16 protein-coding genes are annotated in these 13,961 nt (G+C 70.3%); 12 read left to right on the plus strand and 4 right to left on the minus strand.

The window, feature by feature from the left end; all coding sequences use genetic code 11:
* The first annotated feature begins 6 nt into the window (after window positions 1-6).
* Genes ACYVJ3_RS04310 through ACYVJ3_RS04325 form a run of 4 tightly spaced genes read left to right on the plus strand, consistent with a single transcriptional unit; the run spans window position 7 to window position 3,098 of the window.
* Window positions 7-498 carry a GNAT family N-acetyltransferase gene (locus ACYVJ3_RS04310; RefSeq protein ID WP_460851278.1) on the plus strand — a complete coding sequence of 164 codons (492 nt, stop codon included), beginning with the start codon at window positions 7-9 and terminating at the stop codon, window positions 496-498.
* Between the two features lie 25 nt (window positions 499-523).
* Entirely contained in the window at window positions 524-1,942 is a 1,419-nt protein-coding gene (gene purB / locus ACYVJ3_RS04315; protein ID WP_460851279.1) for an adenylosuccinate lyase, read from the plus strand.
* 44 nt (window positions 1,943-1,986) lie between these two features.
* The gene (locus tag ACYVJ3_RS04320) at window positions 1,987-2,550 is read left to right on the plus strand and encodes an RNA polymerase sigma factor (protein WP_460851280.1); all 564 of its coding nucleotides are present in this window, start codon (window positions 1,987-1,989) and stop codon (window positions 2,548-2,550) included.
* A complete protein-coding gene (locus ACYVJ3_RS04325) occupies window positions 2,547-3,098 on the plus strand; it encodes a hypothetical protein (protein WP_460851281.1) in 552 nt (183 codons plus the stop codon). Before ACYVJ3_RS04320 ends, ACYVJ3_RS04325 begins: the two co-directional genes overlap by 4 nt.
* A gap of 12 nt (window positions 3,099-3,110) precedes the next feature.
* Here ACYVJ3_RS04325 and ACYVJ3_RS04330 read toward each other — a convergent pair whose 3' ends face one another.
* Both ACYVJ3_RS04330 and ACYVJ3_RS04335 read right to left on the minus strand, forming a co-directional pair.
* A complete protein-coding gene (locus tag ACYVJ3_RS04330) occupies window positions 3,111-3,428 on the minus strand; it encodes an antibiotic biosynthesis monooxygenase family protein (RefSeq protein ID WP_460851282.1) in 318 nt (105 codons plus the stop codon).
* On the minus strand, window positions 3,425-3,859 hold the full coding sequence (locus ACYVJ3_RS04335; protein ID WP_460851283.1) for a hypothetical protein: 435 nt from the start codon (window positions 3,857-3,859) through the stop codon (window positions 3,425-3,427). Before ACYVJ3_RS04335 ends, ACYVJ3_RS04330 begins: the two co-directional genes overlap by 4 nt.
* Window positions 3,860-3,924: 65 nt before the next feature.
* On the opposite strand from ACYVJ3_RS04335, the gene ACYVJ3_RS04340 reads away from it, so the two are divergent.
* From ACYVJ3_RS04340 to ACYVJ3_RS04360, 5 genes are all read left to right on the plus strand, one after another.
* Window positions 3,925-4,821 carry a phosphoribosylaminoimidazolesuccinocarboxamide synthase gene (locus ACYVJ3_RS04340; protein WP_460851284.1) on the plus strand — a complete coding sequence of 299 codons (897 nt, stop codon included), beginning with the start codon at window positions 3,925-3,927 and terminating at the stop codon, window positions 4,819-4,821.
* Between the two features lie 105 nt (window positions 4,822-4,926).
* The gene (locus ACYVJ3_RS04345; RefSeq protein ID WP_460851285.1) at window positions 4,927-6,054 is read left to right on the plus strand and encodes an oxygenase MpaB family protein; all 1,128 of its coding nucleotides are present in this window, start codon (window positions 4,927-4,929) and stop codon (window positions 6,052-6,054) included.
* A 1-nt stretch (window position 6,055) separates the two neighbouring features.
* Window positions 6,056-7,774 (plus strand): aldehyde dehydrogenase family protein, encoded by a 1,719-nt coding sequence (locus ACYVJ3_RS04350; RefSeq protein ID WP_460851286.1) that lies wholly within the window; start codon window positions 6,056-6,058, stop codon window positions 7,772-7,774.
* A complete protein-coding gene (locus tag ACYVJ3_RS04355; protein ID WP_460851287.1) occupies window positions 7,767-8,489 on the plus strand; it encodes a TetR/AcrR family transcriptional regulator in 723 nt (240 codons plus the stop codon). Before ACYVJ3_RS04350 ends, ACYVJ3_RS04355 begins: the two co-directional genes overlap by 8 nt.
* A gap of 17 nt (window positions 8,490-8,506) precedes the next feature.
* A complete protein-coding gene (locus tag ACYVJ3_RS04360) occupies window positions 8,507-10,054 on the plus strand; it encodes a long-chain-fatty-acid--CoA ligase (protein ID WP_460851288.1) in 1,548 nt (515 codons plus the stop codon).
* A 208-nt stretch (window positions 10,055-10,262) separates the two neighbouring features.
* Here ACYVJ3_RS04360 and ACYVJ3_RS04365 read toward each other — a convergent pair whose 3' ends face one another.
* Entirely contained in the window at window positions 10,263-10,724 is a 462-nt protein-coding gene (locus ACYVJ3_RS04365) for an SRPBCC family protein (protein WP_460851289.1), read from the minus strand.
* A 61-nt stretch (window positions 10,725-10,785) separates the two neighbouring features.
* Between ACYVJ3_RS04365 and purS the strand changes: the two genes are divergently transcribed.
* The gene (purS, locus tag ACYVJ3_RS04370; protein WP_460851290.1) at window positions 10,786-11,028 is read left to right on the plus strand and encodes a phosphoribosylformylglycinamidine synthase subunit PurS; all 243 of its coding nucleotides are present in this window, start codon (window positions 10,786-10,788) and stop codon (window positions 11,026-11,028) included.
* A complete protein-coding gene (gene purQ / locus ACYVJ3_RS04375) occupies window positions 11,025-11,690 on the plus strand; it encodes a phosphoribosylformylglycinamidine synthase subunit PurQ (protein ID WP_460851291.1) in 666 nt (221 codons plus the stop codon). The genes purS and purQ overlap by 4 nt, the downstream gene beginning before the upstream one ends.
* 83 nt (window positions 11,691-11,773) lie before the next feature.
* Here the strand turns inward: purQ and ACYVJ3_RS04380 are convergent, their stop codons facing one another.
* Entirely contained in the window at window positions 11,774-13,213 is a 1,440-nt protein-coding gene (locus ACYVJ3_RS04380) for an MFS transporter (RefSeq protein ID WP_460851292.1), read from the minus strand.
* 179 nt (window positions 13,214-13,392) lie between these two features.
* Between ACYVJ3_RS04380 and ACYVJ3_RS04385 the strand changes: the two genes are divergently transcribed.
* Entirely contained in the window at window positions 13,393-13,935 is a 543-nt protein-coding gene (locus tag ACYVJ3_RS04385) for a TetR/AcrR family transcriptional regulator (RefSeq protein ID WP_460851293.1), read from the plus strand.
* The last annotated feature ends 26 nt before the right edge of the window (window positions 13,936-13,961 follow it).

A 13,961-nucleotide genomic window follows, 5' to 3' on the forward strand; every position in this document is an offset into this window, starting at 1 on the left:
GGTCCTGTGGAGGTGATCCGTCCGGCGACCGACGCCGACCTCGACGCCGTCGCCGCGATCTACGCGCGCGAGGTGGAGATCGGCCACGCGACGTTCGACATCGTTGCGCCGCCGCGGTCCGCGTGGGAGGCCAAGCTGGCCTCGCCGTACGCCGGCGACCGGTTCCTCGTCGCCGAGGTCGAGGGCCGCGTCCTCGGCTTCGCCTACTCGAGCGCCTACCGCGAGAAGGGTGCCTACGCCGACACCCGGGAGACCACGATCTACCTCCACCCGGATGCCGCCGGTCGCGGCCTCGGCCGTCGCCTGTACGACGACCTGCTCACCCGGCTGAGCGACGCCGGCGTGCACACGGCGCTCGCCTGCCTCGCCGTACCGAACGAGGCGAGCGAGGCCCTCCACCGCGCCTGCGGCTTCGAGCTGGTCGGCGTGATGCGCGAGGTCGGCCGCAAGTTCGACCGGTGGATCGACGTCTCCTGGTGGCAGAAGTCGCTGGCCTGAGCCGGCCATGGGAGAATCACCCAACGTGACCGTCCCGAACGTCCTCGCGACCCGCTACGCCGCCGCCGACCTGGCCCAGATCTGGAGCCCGGAGCACAAGATCGTGCTCGAGCGGCAGCTCTGGATCGCCGTGATGAAGGCGCAGAAGGACCTCGGCATCGAGATCCCCGACGGCGTGATCGAGGACTACGAGGCGGTCGTCGACAAGGTCGACCTGGACTCCATCGCGGCCCGCGAGCGGGTCACCCGCCACGACGTGAAGGCGCGCATCGAGGAGTTCTGCGCGCTCGCCGGCCACGAGCACATCCACAAGGGCATGACGAGCCGCGACCTCACCGAGAACGTCGAGCAGCTCCAGGTCCTGTCCTCGCTCGCCCTCGTCCGCGACCGCGCCGTCGCGACCCTCGCGCGCCTCGCGCGCCTCGCCTCCGAGCACGAGGCCACGGTCATGGCCGGCCGTAGCCACAACGTCGCCGCGCAGGCCACCACCCTCGGCAAGCGCTTCGCGACCGTCGCCGACGAGATGCTCGTCGGCGTGCAGCGCCTCGAGGAGCTCATGGCGCGCTACCCGCTGCGCGGCATCAAGGGCCCGATGGGCACCGCCCAGGACATGCTCGACCTGCTCGGCGGCGACGGCAGCAAGCTCGCCGACCTCGAGCAGCGCGTCGCCACCCACCTCGGCTTCGCCCAGCTCTTCACGTCGGTGGGCCAGGTGTACCCCCGCAGCCTCGACTTCGACACCGTCTCCGCGCTGGTCCAGATCACCGCGGGCCCGTCCAACCTCGCCACCACGATCCGGCTGATGGCCGGCATCGAGCTCGTGACCGAGGGCTTCAAGGAGGGCCAGGTCGGCTCCTCCGCGATGCCGCACAAGATGAACACCCGCTCCTGCGAGCGCGTCAACGGCCTCGCCGTCATCACCCGCGGCTACCTCTCGATGGTCGGCGAGCTCGCCGGCGACCAGTGGAACGAGGGCGACGTCTCCTGCTCCGTCGTACGCCGCGTGGCGCTGCCCGACGCGTTCTTCGCCGTCGACGGCCTCTTCCAGACCTTCCTCACCGTGCTCGACGAGTTCGGCGCCTTCCCCGCGGTCATCCAGCGCGAGCTCGACCGCTACCTGCCGTTCCTCACCACCACCAAGGTGCTGATGAGCGCGGTGCGCAACGGCGTCGGCCGCGAGACCGCCCACGAGGTGATCAAGGAGGCGGCGGTCGGCACCGCCCTCGCGATGCGCCAGGGCCAGGTCGACAACGACGTCTTCGCCAAGCTCGCCGCCTCCGAGGAGCTCGGCCTGACCCGCGAGCAGATCGACGCGCTGGTCGCCAACCCGATCGAGTTCACGGGCGCTGCCGTCGACCAGGTCCGCACCGTCGTCGCCAAGGTCGAGGCGCTCGTCGCGAAGCACCCCGAGGCGGCGGCGTACAACCCGGGCTCGATCCTCTGACCCGTCGGGTGTGACGCTCGGCGGCGAAGGGGACATGCTGAGGTATGACCGACGCCGCTGACGCCGAGCTCGGCTTCCGTGCGCTCTACGACGCCAGCTTCGCCGCGGTCCTCGGCTACGCCCTGCGCCGGGTCGACCAGCCCGCCGACGCGGCCGACGTCGTCAGCGAGGTGTTCCTCGTCGCCTGGCGGCGGTACGCCGAGGTCCCGCCCGGCGACGCGCGTCCCTGGCTCTTCGGCATCGCGCGGCACGTCCTCAACAACACGCACCGCTCGGGCCGTCGCCGCGACCGGCTCGGCGCGCGGCTGCGCACCACGCTGGCCCGCGACGTCGTCCCCGATCCGGCCACCGGCGTCGCAGCCTGGGACGAGGTACGCCGGGCCCTCCTCCAGCTCAGCCCCGACGACCGTGAGCTGCTGATGCTGGTGGGTTGGGACGGCCTGACGCCGACCGAGGCGGCGTACGTCCTCGGCATCGCGCCGGGTACTGCGCGGATGCGGCTGGCGCGCGCACGCGACAGGTTCAGCAAGCACTGGGGTGACGCGACGACGCGCTCCGGACATGTGCAGGGTGACCTGTTCCCCCTCGTGACTGGTGAGCTCCGATGATCGATCCGCGCGACCCGCTGCCGGGCCTCGACCCGTACCCGCGGGAGCTGATCGACGCGTTCGGGCTGCACCAGGAGCGAGCCGACCTCCTGGAGGAGATCGTGTCCACTCCCAGCCCTGCCCGGCAGCCCTCGCCCACCCGCACCCGCGTCCTGCTCGCCCTCGGCGTCGCGGCCGCGCTCGCGATCATCGGGGGTGGGGCGTGGGCGATCACCAGTGGCGACCACGCCCGCGACGACACGAACGTCGCCGCGGCACCGACGACCTCGACGACGCCCAGCGCGACACCGACGGCCGGTCGCGACGTACGCCGCGCAGGTGTGACCGTGGCGACCCGTCAGTGCAACGGCGCGCTGGGCAGCCGCCGTGACCAGCTCGACCACGCGCTGCGCAGCCTGAGTCGGCTGCGGGTCTCCGTCGCCAAGCTCCCACACGGAGCCAGGGTCTACACGATGCGGACCAAGGGCGGACGCCGTCAGCTCGTGGCCGTCGACGGCGCGTGCCGGATCCGCTACCTGCGCAGCCTCACCTCGGTCCGCGGTCACTGACCGCCCGGGACGTCAGGCCGGCTTCACGTCCAGCACGACCTCGAACTCCAGCAGGTCGGCTCCCGTGGAGACCGGCTTGCGCGGGGCCTCGCCCGGAGGAGCGGCGTGGGCCGCGCGGGCGTCGCCGTCGCGCCAGGCCGCGAAGGACTCCTCGGAGTCCCAGTGGGTCACCACGAAGTAGCGGGTGTCGCCGGCGGTCGGGCGGAGCAGCTGGAAGCCCAGGAAGCCGGGCGATCCCTCGACCGCGCCCGCGCGAGCGGCGAAGCGCTTCTCGAGCTCGGCGCCGGCACCCTCGGGCACGGAGATGGCGTTGATCTTCACCACGCTCATGCGCGTGCCTCGCCGCCCCAGTTGGCCAGCTTGCTCGCGACGGCGTGCAGGTCGACCTTGTCCGTGGTGCCCTCCGCGAAGGGCGCGAAGTACCAGACGTGGAAGTGGCCGCGGTGCGCGCCGTACCTCGCGACATCGACGTACGCCGCCTGCGGGAGGTTCTCCACGATCCGCACGAGGCGGTTGGAGATCCGGCCGAACTCGGAGGCGTGCTCGTCGCCCATCTGGCCGACCTTGTCGTGCTCGCGCGTCTGCAGGAGCAGGGAAGCAGCAAGGTCCACCGGACCGTCGCTGTAGGAGAGGATCCAGTTCTCGTCCTCCCAGATGATGCGCTCAGGAACAACGTTCGCGCACTCGGGGCACTCACCATCCACGGTCTGGCGCCCGGCCCCCACGATGCGCGCCCAGACCTCTTCAGCAGTCGCCGTCATGGCTTCACTGTGCCACTCGGCGTACGCCGGAGAGCGACGACCCCCTGCACAACTAATGTAGGCGCGTGACGATCGCGAACATCCCGCCCGCACCCGAGCTCCCCGGAGCCCGCCACCTCCACTCGGGCAAGGTGCGCGACCTCTACGAGGTCACCGAGGGGGAGTACGCCGGCAACCTGCTGATGGTCGCCAGCGACCGGCTCTCGATCTTCGACTTCGTTCTCGAGACGACCATCCCGGACAAGGGCGAGATCCTCACCCGGATGTCGCTGTGGTGGTTCGAGCAGCTCAAGGACCTGGTGCCCAACCACGTCGTCTCCACCGACGTCCCCGAGGTGGTCAAGGGTCGCGCGGTGATCGTGCAGCGGCTCGACATGTTCCCGGTCGAGTGCGTGGCACGTGGCTACCTCACCGGCTCGGGCCTGCTCGACTACCACGCGACCGGCGAGGTGTGTGGGCTCGCGCTGCCGGCCGGTCTCGTCGACGGCAGCCGCCTGCCGGCGCCGATCTTCACGCCTGCCACGAAGGCCGACCTGGGCGACCACGACGAGAACGTCTCCTTCGACGCCGTCGTCGCGACCATCGGCGCGACCGATGCCGCTGCCCTGCGCGACCTGACCCTGGCCGTCTACGGCCGGGCCGACGAGATCGCCCGGGAACGCGGCATCATCCTGGCCGACACCAAGTTCGAGTTCGGTCGGATCGGCGACGGGCCGATCGTCGTCGCCGACGAGGTGCTGACCCCCGACTCGTCCCGCTACTGGCCCGCCGACGACTACCGCCCGGGTCGCGCGCAGCCGTCGTACGACAAGCAGATCGTGCGCAACTGGGCGCTCTCCGCGGAGAGCGGCTGGGACAAGGCGTCCGGCGAGGCGCCGCCGGCGCTCCCGTCCGAGGTCGTCGAGCGCACCCGCAGCCGCTACATCGAGGCCTACGAGCGGCTCACCGGCGAGACCTTCTGATTCCTGCGACATGCTGTAGCACACGCTCCGAGATCGTTTACCGCTACAGCGTGAAGCGGCTACGTTGGTTACCGGTGCGCCGTGCACCGGTAACAGGAGGTTCACATGTCTGAGAAGCCGCAGGCGTACGCCGGTGGCTCGGTCGATGACCGAGACGCTCTCGCCCCGATGCGCGACTACGGGTTCTTCGCACCCGACTCCGTCGCCCGGAAGGTGTGGGGCTTCCCCACCTCGATGCTGCTGGGCTTCTCCCGCGCGGTGACGATCGAGCACCTCGATCCCGACCTCGCGGCCGCCGTGATCCAGTCCGGCCAGGTCAAGCAGCGCACGCCCCTGCGCTTCGACCGCACCATGCAGTACTTCGCCACGATCCTGTACGGCGACGCCCAGTCGGTGCTCAAGTCCTCCGACATCCTGATGAAGATCCACGGTCGGGCCATCGGCAACGACCCGGTGACGGGCCGCGCGTTCGCCGCGAACAACCCCGAGTCGCAGAAGTGGATCCACCTCACCGCATGGCACTCGATCCTGATCACCTACGAGATGTTCGGCCCGGGCCGTCTCTCGGAGGAGGACGAGAACGAGTACTGGCGCGAGTGCGCGGTGGCCGCCCAGTTCCAGACCATCGACGTGGCCGACCTGCCCCGCACACGGGCCGAGGTCGCGGCGTACTTCGACGAGTTCCGCCCGAAGATGGTCGCCTCCGAGGGCATGCTCGACATGTTCGACTTCCTGGTGAACATGCAGCTCTCCTCGCTCCCGCCCGAGGTTCCCGCGCCGATCCGCAAGGCGCTCAACGCGCTCACCTCGCGTGCGGTCGTCGCGACCATGCCCCGGTGGATGCGCGAGATGGGCGGTGTGCCGCAGAGCGCGGCCGTCGACGTGGCCACCATCGCCGCGCTCAAGCCGGTCATGCTCGCGGTCAACGCCTCGCCCCGGATCATGCTGCCGCTGCTCAAGCGACTGACCCCGCGCACCTACCCGATCGCTGCGCCGTACCTCCTCGGCCTCAAGCCCGAGAACGAGAAGGTCTGGACCGACGACGAGGCCCGTGCCGCGTTCGGGTTCCCGAACAAGCCGCGTGCGATCTACCTTGAGCAGGAGAGGGCACGTGCCGAGGGCCGCGGCGACCAGCCCTACGGGCACGACCACCACGACCCGCTGCTCGCGTTCGCCACGGTGGGCGAGGACGGCGGCGTCATCGAGCGCGACCAGCAGCACGGAGGACACTGAGATGACCACCCGGATCACCGGCGACACCATCGCCCCGCCGACCAACCTCGAGCTCGACGCGGCCATCGGCCAGCTCACCGACGGCGCCGCGGCGTGGGCCGCGATGAGCCTGAAGGAGCGCGCTGCGCTGCTCCGGGCGACCCAGAAGGCCGTCGCCGCCGAGGCGGGCGTCTGGACCGGCACCGCCACCAGCGCCAAGCGCGTCCCCTCCGGCGCCTACGAGGGCGAGGAGTGGATCTCGGGCCCCGGCGCGACCGCGCCGATGTTCGCCGAGTACGCCGCCACCATCGACAAGCTCGCCGCGGGCAAGTCGGCCCTCGACGGCGTCAAGCTGACCAAGCAGCCCGGGGGCCGCGTCGGCGTACGCGTCCTTCCCGGTGACGCCAAGGACCTGGTCCTGTTCAGCGGCTTCACGGGCGACGTCTGGCTCAAGCCGGGTGTCACCGAGGGTCAGGCGCGTGCCGCTGCCGGCCTCGGCGCCAAGACCGTCGGCGAGAACGGTGGCGTGGGCCTGGTGCTCGGCGCCGGCAACATCTCCGCCATCGCCCCGCTCGACGTGGCCTACGAGCTGGTGGCCTACAACCGCGCCAGCATCCTCAAGCTGAACCCGACGTTCGCACACCTCAAGCCGTCCTACGAGCGCGCGCTCGCGCCGCTCGTGGAGGCCAACCTGGTCCGCGTCGTCAACGGTGCGGCGGAGGTCGGCGGCTACCTCGCCGACCACCCCGGCATCAACCACGTGCACATCACCGGCTCCGGCCGCACCCACGACGCGATCGTGTGGGGCGTCGGCGACGAGGCCGCCGCCAACCGCGCGGCCGGTACGCCGAAGCTGACGAAGGAGATGTCCTCCGAGCTCGGCGGCGTCTCCCCGATCATCGTGGTCCCCGGCAAGTGGTCCAAGGGCGAGCTGCGCTTCCAGGCCGAGCACGTCGTGACCCAGCGCCTGCACAACGCGGGTCACAACTGCATCGGCGGCCAGGCCCTCATCCTCAGCAAGGACTGGGCCCAGAAGGACGCGTTCCTCGCCGAGATCCGCGGTGTCCTCGAGGAGCTCCAGGCCCGTCCGGCCTGGTACCCCAACGGCCAGGCGGCCATCGACCGCGCGAAGGCGACGTACCCCGACGCCGAGCAGGTCGGCTCCTGCCTCCTGGTGACGATGGGCGAGGGATCGCCGAGCGACCTGTACGACGCCGAGTACTTCGCCGCCGTCCTCGGCATCACCGAGCTCCCCGGCACCGGCGCGGACTTCTTCGCCGGCGCCGTGAAGTTCGCCAACGAGACCCTCGACGGCACCCTCGGCGGCTCGGTCATCGTCCGCCCGCGCGAGATCAGGAAGATGGGCGCGCGGTTCGACGAGATCGTGGCCGACTTCAAGTACGGCGCGGTCGGCGTGAACGTCTGGAGCGGCATCGCGTTCCTCCTCGGCGGCGCCGGATGGGGTGCCTACCCGGGCAACACCCTCGAGGCGGTCGGCTCCGGCATCGGAACCGTGCACAACACGCACCTGCTCGCCGACGTCGAGAAGACCGTCGTCCGTGGCCCGTTCCGGCCCTTCCCGATGTCGGTCCTCAAGGGCGAGCTGTCGCTGGCACCGCGCCCGCCGTGGTTCGTGACCAACCGGACCGCGAACAAGACCGGCAAGGCGCTCGCGCGGCTCGGAGGCAAGCGCAGCTGGCTCAACACCTTCCGGGTGCTGCCGCCCGCCCTGCGTGGCTGACAGAACCGTCATCGGAGCGGCGTTGCGGCTTCGCGACGGCCGGCACGCGCGGTGGGACGACCACCGCGAGGAACGCCGACGGCACATCCTCGACGCAGCGATCAGCTGCGTCGAGGAGTCGCCGCTCGGCGCGGACCTGACCCTCGCCGACGTCGCCGCCCGCGCAGGGCTGGCGCGGACCGTGCTCCAGCGTCACTTCGGGGGGCGGGACGGGCTGCTGCGTGCGGTCCAGGCCGACATCCTGCGCCAGGCGTTCGCGCTGATCAGCGGTCCGCTCGACGACGTCGAGAGCTTCGGGGCGCTGGTCGACCGGTTGGTCGGCCAGACGGTCGAGTGGGTGAGCGAACACCTCCACCTGCACAACGTGGTCGAGCGCGAGGTCGGCGACGGTGGCCCGAGCGAGCTCTCGGTGATCACGGGGGAGTACGCCGGCTTCCTCGCCGAGCTCAACAGCGCCATCGCAGCCGGGTTCGGCGTCACGCTCGCCCAGCGCCGCCTCGACGAGGCGCAGCTGCTCTTCATCGGCATCATCGGCCAGGTGCGCGCCACGGTCGCCCACTGGGCGAGCCAGGACCACGCGACGGTTCCGGCCGCCGACCTCTGCGAGCTGCTCTCGGGCTGGATCGTCGCCCAGGTCGTCAACCACAGCGCGTCGTACGGCATCACGATCGAGCGCGGTTCAACCTTGGAAGGTCTGCTCGCCGGCCGCGACTAACCGATACCTTGTGCGCCATGTACAACCTGTCGGTCTTCCTCGAGGACAGCGCCCGCCGTTACCCCGACCGGGACGCTCTCGTCCTCGGCGACCTGCGACTCACCTACGCCCAGGTCGACGCCGCGGCCAACCAGGTCGCGAACCTGCTGGTCTCCCGCGGCATCCAGCCTGGCGACAAGGTCGCCTTGAGCTGCCCGAACCTGCCGTACTTCCCGATGGTCTACTACGGCGCCCTGAAGGCCGGCGCGGTCATCGTCCCGATGAACGTGCTGAACAAGGGCCGCGAGGTCGCGTACTACCTCAAGGACTCCGGCGCCAAGGCGCTCTTCGCCTTCGAAGGTACGCCGGACCTGCCGATCGGCCAGGAGAGCTGGGAAGGCTTCAACGAGGTCGAGGGCTGCGAGCACTTCTTCCTCATCACCGCCGACCCGGCGGCCGCCTCGTCGATCGACGGCGCGGGCACCCTCGGCGCCGCACTGGCCGGCCAGTCGCCGGTCTTCGAGCCGGTCAACACCTCCGAGTCCGACACCGCGGTCATCCTCTACACCTCCGGCACCACGGGCCAGCCCAAGGGCGCCGAGCTCACCCACTTCAGCCTGGGGATGAACTCGCTCACCGTCAGCCGGCTCTTCGACGCCGAGATCGCGCAGGAGTCGCACATCGTGGCGCTCCCGCTGTTCCACACCTTCGGTGCCTCGGTCCAGATGAACACCGGATTCCTCACCGCCGCGACCCTCTACCTCGTGCCGCGCTTCGACGCGAAGGCCGTGGTCGACCTCATGGGCCGCGAGCGGATCACCTTCTTCGCCGGCGTACCGACCATGTGGTGGGGCCTGCTCGCCGAGCTCAAGGAGGGCGTGGACGTGGCCCGCATCGCGGCCAACCTGAAGAAGGCCGCCTCCGGTGGCGCCGCGCTCCCGGTCGAGATCATCAAGCAGGTCAAGGACAAGCTCGGCGTCCAGATCCTCGAGGGCTACGGCCTCTCCGAGACCTCCCCGGTCGCCACCTTCTCCGACCCCGACCGCGAGCCGCGTCCCGGCTCGATCGGTGTGCCCATCTGGGGCGTCGAGGTCAAGCTGATCGAGGACGACTGGACCACCGTCGAGGGCGCCGACGCCATCGGCGAGATCGCGGTCCGTGGCCACCTGGTGATGAAGGGCTACCTCAACCGCCCCGAGGCCACCGCCGAGGTGATGAAGGACGGCTGGTTCCGCACCGGCGACCTCGCCCGACGTGACGAGGACGGCTTCTACTACATCGTCGACCGGTCCAAGGACATGATCATCCGCGGCGGCTACAACGTGTACCCGCGCGAGATCGAGGAGGTCCTGATGACCCACCCCGACGTCTCGCTGGCCGCCGTCATCGGCGTACCCCACGACAGCCACGGCGAGGAGGTCAAGGCGTTCGTCATCCTCAACCAGGGCGCGACCGTCACCTCCGCGGAGCTGGTGGCCTGGGGCAAGGAGCAGATGGCGGCGTACAAGTACCCGCGCATCGTCGAGATCGTCGACTCCCTCCCGATGACCGCCACCGGGAAGATCCTCAAGCGCGAGCTGTCCTGAGCGCGGGGGTGCAGGAATCACCGGTTCGCCGGTGATTCCTGCACTTCCACCCCATTGCAATGGCCTGGAAGTTCAGGAACCAGTGAGAGCTGGTGACTGATGTGGCCCGTGTGACCCCGGCACCGTACGCCGCCGCGCTACCGCGCACGCGCCCGAGGCCCGCTCGGTACGAACAGGTCCGGCGCACTCCGCGCGGGCGGTTGGCGGCTCAGGCCTCGGCGATCGCCTTGATGCGCTCCAAGGAGGTGAGCATGCCGGCCTCGAGCTCGTCGGCGTGGTCCTCCCAGCCGCCCAGCAGCAGGTTGCCGAACGCCTTGACCCAGGCCGCGGCCGGCTTGGCTACCGGACGGCGCTGGACGAGGCGGGTGCCGGTGCCCTCGGGCGCCAGCTCGTAGATCCACCGCGAGCCGCTCGTCTTGGTGTCCCAGACGAGCCGTTGCTCCGGCGTGAACTCGACGACCACGTTGCGCGTGGGCCAGATGATCGCCTTGCGGCGGTTCCACCCGACGTACTGCTGGCCCTCGCGGAAGCCGCCGGGCTTGAGCGGCATCATCGCCATCAGCTCGGGACTCGCCTGCGCGAGCTTCTTGGTGTCGGTGATCGTGGACCACACCTCGGCGGGTGTTGCGTCGACCAGGATCTCCGCGCGGAACTCGTCAGTGCTGCTCATGAGCGAACGGTAGCGAGAGGCGATGCGGCAGGTCACGGCTCGTCTTACTAGACTGCGGCCCGTGGCCCGAGTCGTTGTGAGCGTCATGCCCAAGCCCGAGATCCTTGACCCGCAGGGGAAGGCCGTCCTCGGCGCCCTGCCGCGGCTGGGCTTCGACGGCGTCACCGATGTCCGCCAGGGCAAGCGGTTCGAGCTGGAGGTCCCGGAGGTCACCGACGCGGTGCTCGCCGAGATCGACAAGCTCGCCGAGAGCTTCCTGGCCAACACGGTCATCGAGAACTACACGGTGAGCGTCGAGCAGTGAAGATCGGTGTCGTCACCTTCCCCGGCACGCTCGACGACGTCGACGCGCAGCGGGCGGTCCGCATCGGCGGCAACGAGGCGGTCGCCCTCTGGCACGGCGACCACGACCTCAAGGGCGTCGACGCGGTCATCCTCCCCGGTGGCTTCTCGTACGGCGACTACCTCCGCTGTGGTGCCGTCAGCCGGTTCGCGCCCGTGATGACCGAGGTCGTCGAGGCGGCCGGCAAGGGCATGCCCGTCCTCGGCATCTGCAACGGCTTCCAGATCCTCGCCGAGTCGCACCTGCTGCCCGGCGCGCTGATCCGCAACGAGCAGCGCAAGTTCATCTGCCGCGACCAGCTGCTGCGCATCGAGAACAACACGACGGCGTGGACCTCGGCGTACGCCAAGGACCAGGAGATCACCGTCGTCCTCAAGAACGGCGAGGGCAACTTCGTCGCCGACGCCGAGACGCTCGCGCGGATCGAGGGCGAGGGCCGGGTCGTCGCCCGCTACCTCGGCAACCCGAACGGCTCCCAGAACGACATCGCCGGCATCACCAACGACAAGGGCAACGTCGTCGGCCTGATGCCGCACCCCGAGCACGCGGTCGAGGAGCTCACCGGCTCCGGCACCGACGGCCTCGGCTTCTTCACCAGCCTGGTCGAGAAGGTCTTCGCCTGACATAAGACGTTGTCCCTGACGAAAGCACAACATTCCGGTCGGGAATGCGTGCTTTTCGTCAGGGACTACGCGCGTTCGGGCCCTCAGGCGAGGCGCGGCGCGGGTCGGCGTACGACCAGCGTCAGCGCCGCCAGGAACGCCAGCGTGCCGAGGATGCCGGCGGCGCTGAAGGCGTCCCGGGCCCCGACCAGGAAGTTGGTCGGCACCTGGTGGGTGGCCAGGGTGGTGGCGATGATGGCCAGGCCGATCGCGCCACCGAGCTGCTGTGCGGTCTGCAGCAGGCCGGAGGCAGCACCCGCGTGCTCGGGCTCGACGCCGGTCAGCACCAGCGAGGTGATCGGCATGAAGGTGACGCCGAACGAGAGCCCGAAGAGCAGCAGCGACGGGAAGACACCGGTCCAGTACGTCGCACCGTCGGGCAGGACCGCCAGCCGGGTGAACGCGATGGTGATGCCGAGGGTGCCCAGGACGATCCACGGTGCCTGGCCGAAGCGGGCGACCAGCTTGGGGGTCACGCGCGACAGGCCGAAGATCGACAGCGGCATCGGCAGGAACGCCAGGCCCGTGGTCAGCGGTCCGTAGAGGAGGTCGTCCTCGAGGAACTGCACCATCACGAAGAACATCGACAGCATGGCGCCGTACATCGCGGCCATGGCGACGAGCGCCGCCACGCGGCGCCGGTTCCGCAGCAGCCCGGGCCGGAGCAGCGGGTGCTCGACACGGAGCTCGGTCACAGCCAGCACGACGAACAGCACGGTGCCGAGGACCAGCCCGCCGAGGGTCCGTGCGGAGCCCCAGCCGTGGTCGGGGGCGCCGATCAGGGCCCACACGATCGACACGGCGGCGCCGGTCGAGGCGATCGCGCCGACCACGTCGAAGCGGCCGTGGCGACGCTCGGTCTCGCCGACGTACCGGTTGACGAAGGCGAGGACCACGAGCCCGATGGGCACGTTGATGAACAGCGTCCAGCGCCACGACACGGCGTTGGTGAGCGCGCCACCGAGGATCAGCCCGAGCGCGCCGCCGCCGGAGGAGACCGCGGTGAACGCGGCGAGGGCGCGGTTGCGCGCCGACTCGTTGGGGGCGTTGGTGGTGATCAGTGCGAGGACCGACGGCGCGGCCAACGCGGCGCCGATGCCCTGGAGGCCGCGGGCGGCGACGAGCACGCCGGCGCTCGGGGCGAGCCCGCCGAGAGCGGAGCCCAGGGTGAAGGTCGCCAGGCCGAACCGGAACAGCCGGCGGCGTCCGAAGACGTCGCCGAGCCGGCCCCCGAGGAGGAGCAGGCCGCCGAAGGCGAGGGAGTAGCCGTTGAGGACCCAGGACAGGCCCGCGGGGGTGAAGGAGAGGTCGGTCGAGATGTGGGGGAGTGCCACGTTCACGACGGTGGCGTCGAGCACGAGCATGAGCTGCGCGAGCAGGACGAGGTAGAGGCCGAGGCCGAGGCCCCGGGGTGCGGAAGCGTCCGACGCGGGCGCGGCGGTGGCCGTCGTTGCCCGGGGCGGGGAGGTGAGGGTGGAAGACATGCTGGTCGCCGTCTCTTTTCTGGCCGGGTCGGCCGTCGTACTCTGGTGGAGAGCCACTCCGGTTAGACCGGAGCCTCCAAATGGAGGTACTCTCCACTTGCGAGTACGACGATACGGAGACTGTCTCCGTTTTGCAAGTGGAATTCTCGACCAGCTCTTTTCGCGGAGGAGGCACGACGATGCGGGCGGACGCCAAGCGCAACTACGACCGCATCGTCGAGACCGCTCGCGAGGTCTTCCGTGAGAAGGGGTACGACGCCCCGCTCGACGAGATCGCCAAGAAGGCCGGGGTCGGCCCCGGCACCCTCTACCGCCACTTCCCCAACCGGGACGCGCTGCTCGACGCGATGATGCAGATCTGGGTCGACCGGGTCGACGTCGCGACCGAGAAGACCCTCGCCCGCGAGGGCGAGGCGCGCGAGGTGCTGCTGGCCTGGTTCGAGGACTACGTCGGCCTGGTCAGCTCCTACAAGGGCTCGCCGGCCAAGATCACTTCGGCCATGGGCGACCCCGAGTCGCCGATCCGCACCAAGTGCCAGGTCCTCAGCGCCGCCAACGCCAAGGTCATCGAGCAGCTCGGTGACGCCGTGAAGCCCGGCCTCGAGCCGGTGCAGCTCGCCCGCCTCATCGGCGGCGTGGCCACGGTCGCCGACCAGGCCGACCTGTCGGCCGACGCCGTCCGGCCCCTGCTCGAGGTCGTCGCCGACGGCGTCCTGCGCTGACCGACGGGGACGACCCGCGGCGAGCG

Source organism: Nocardioides montaniterrae, from assembly GCF_054782655.1.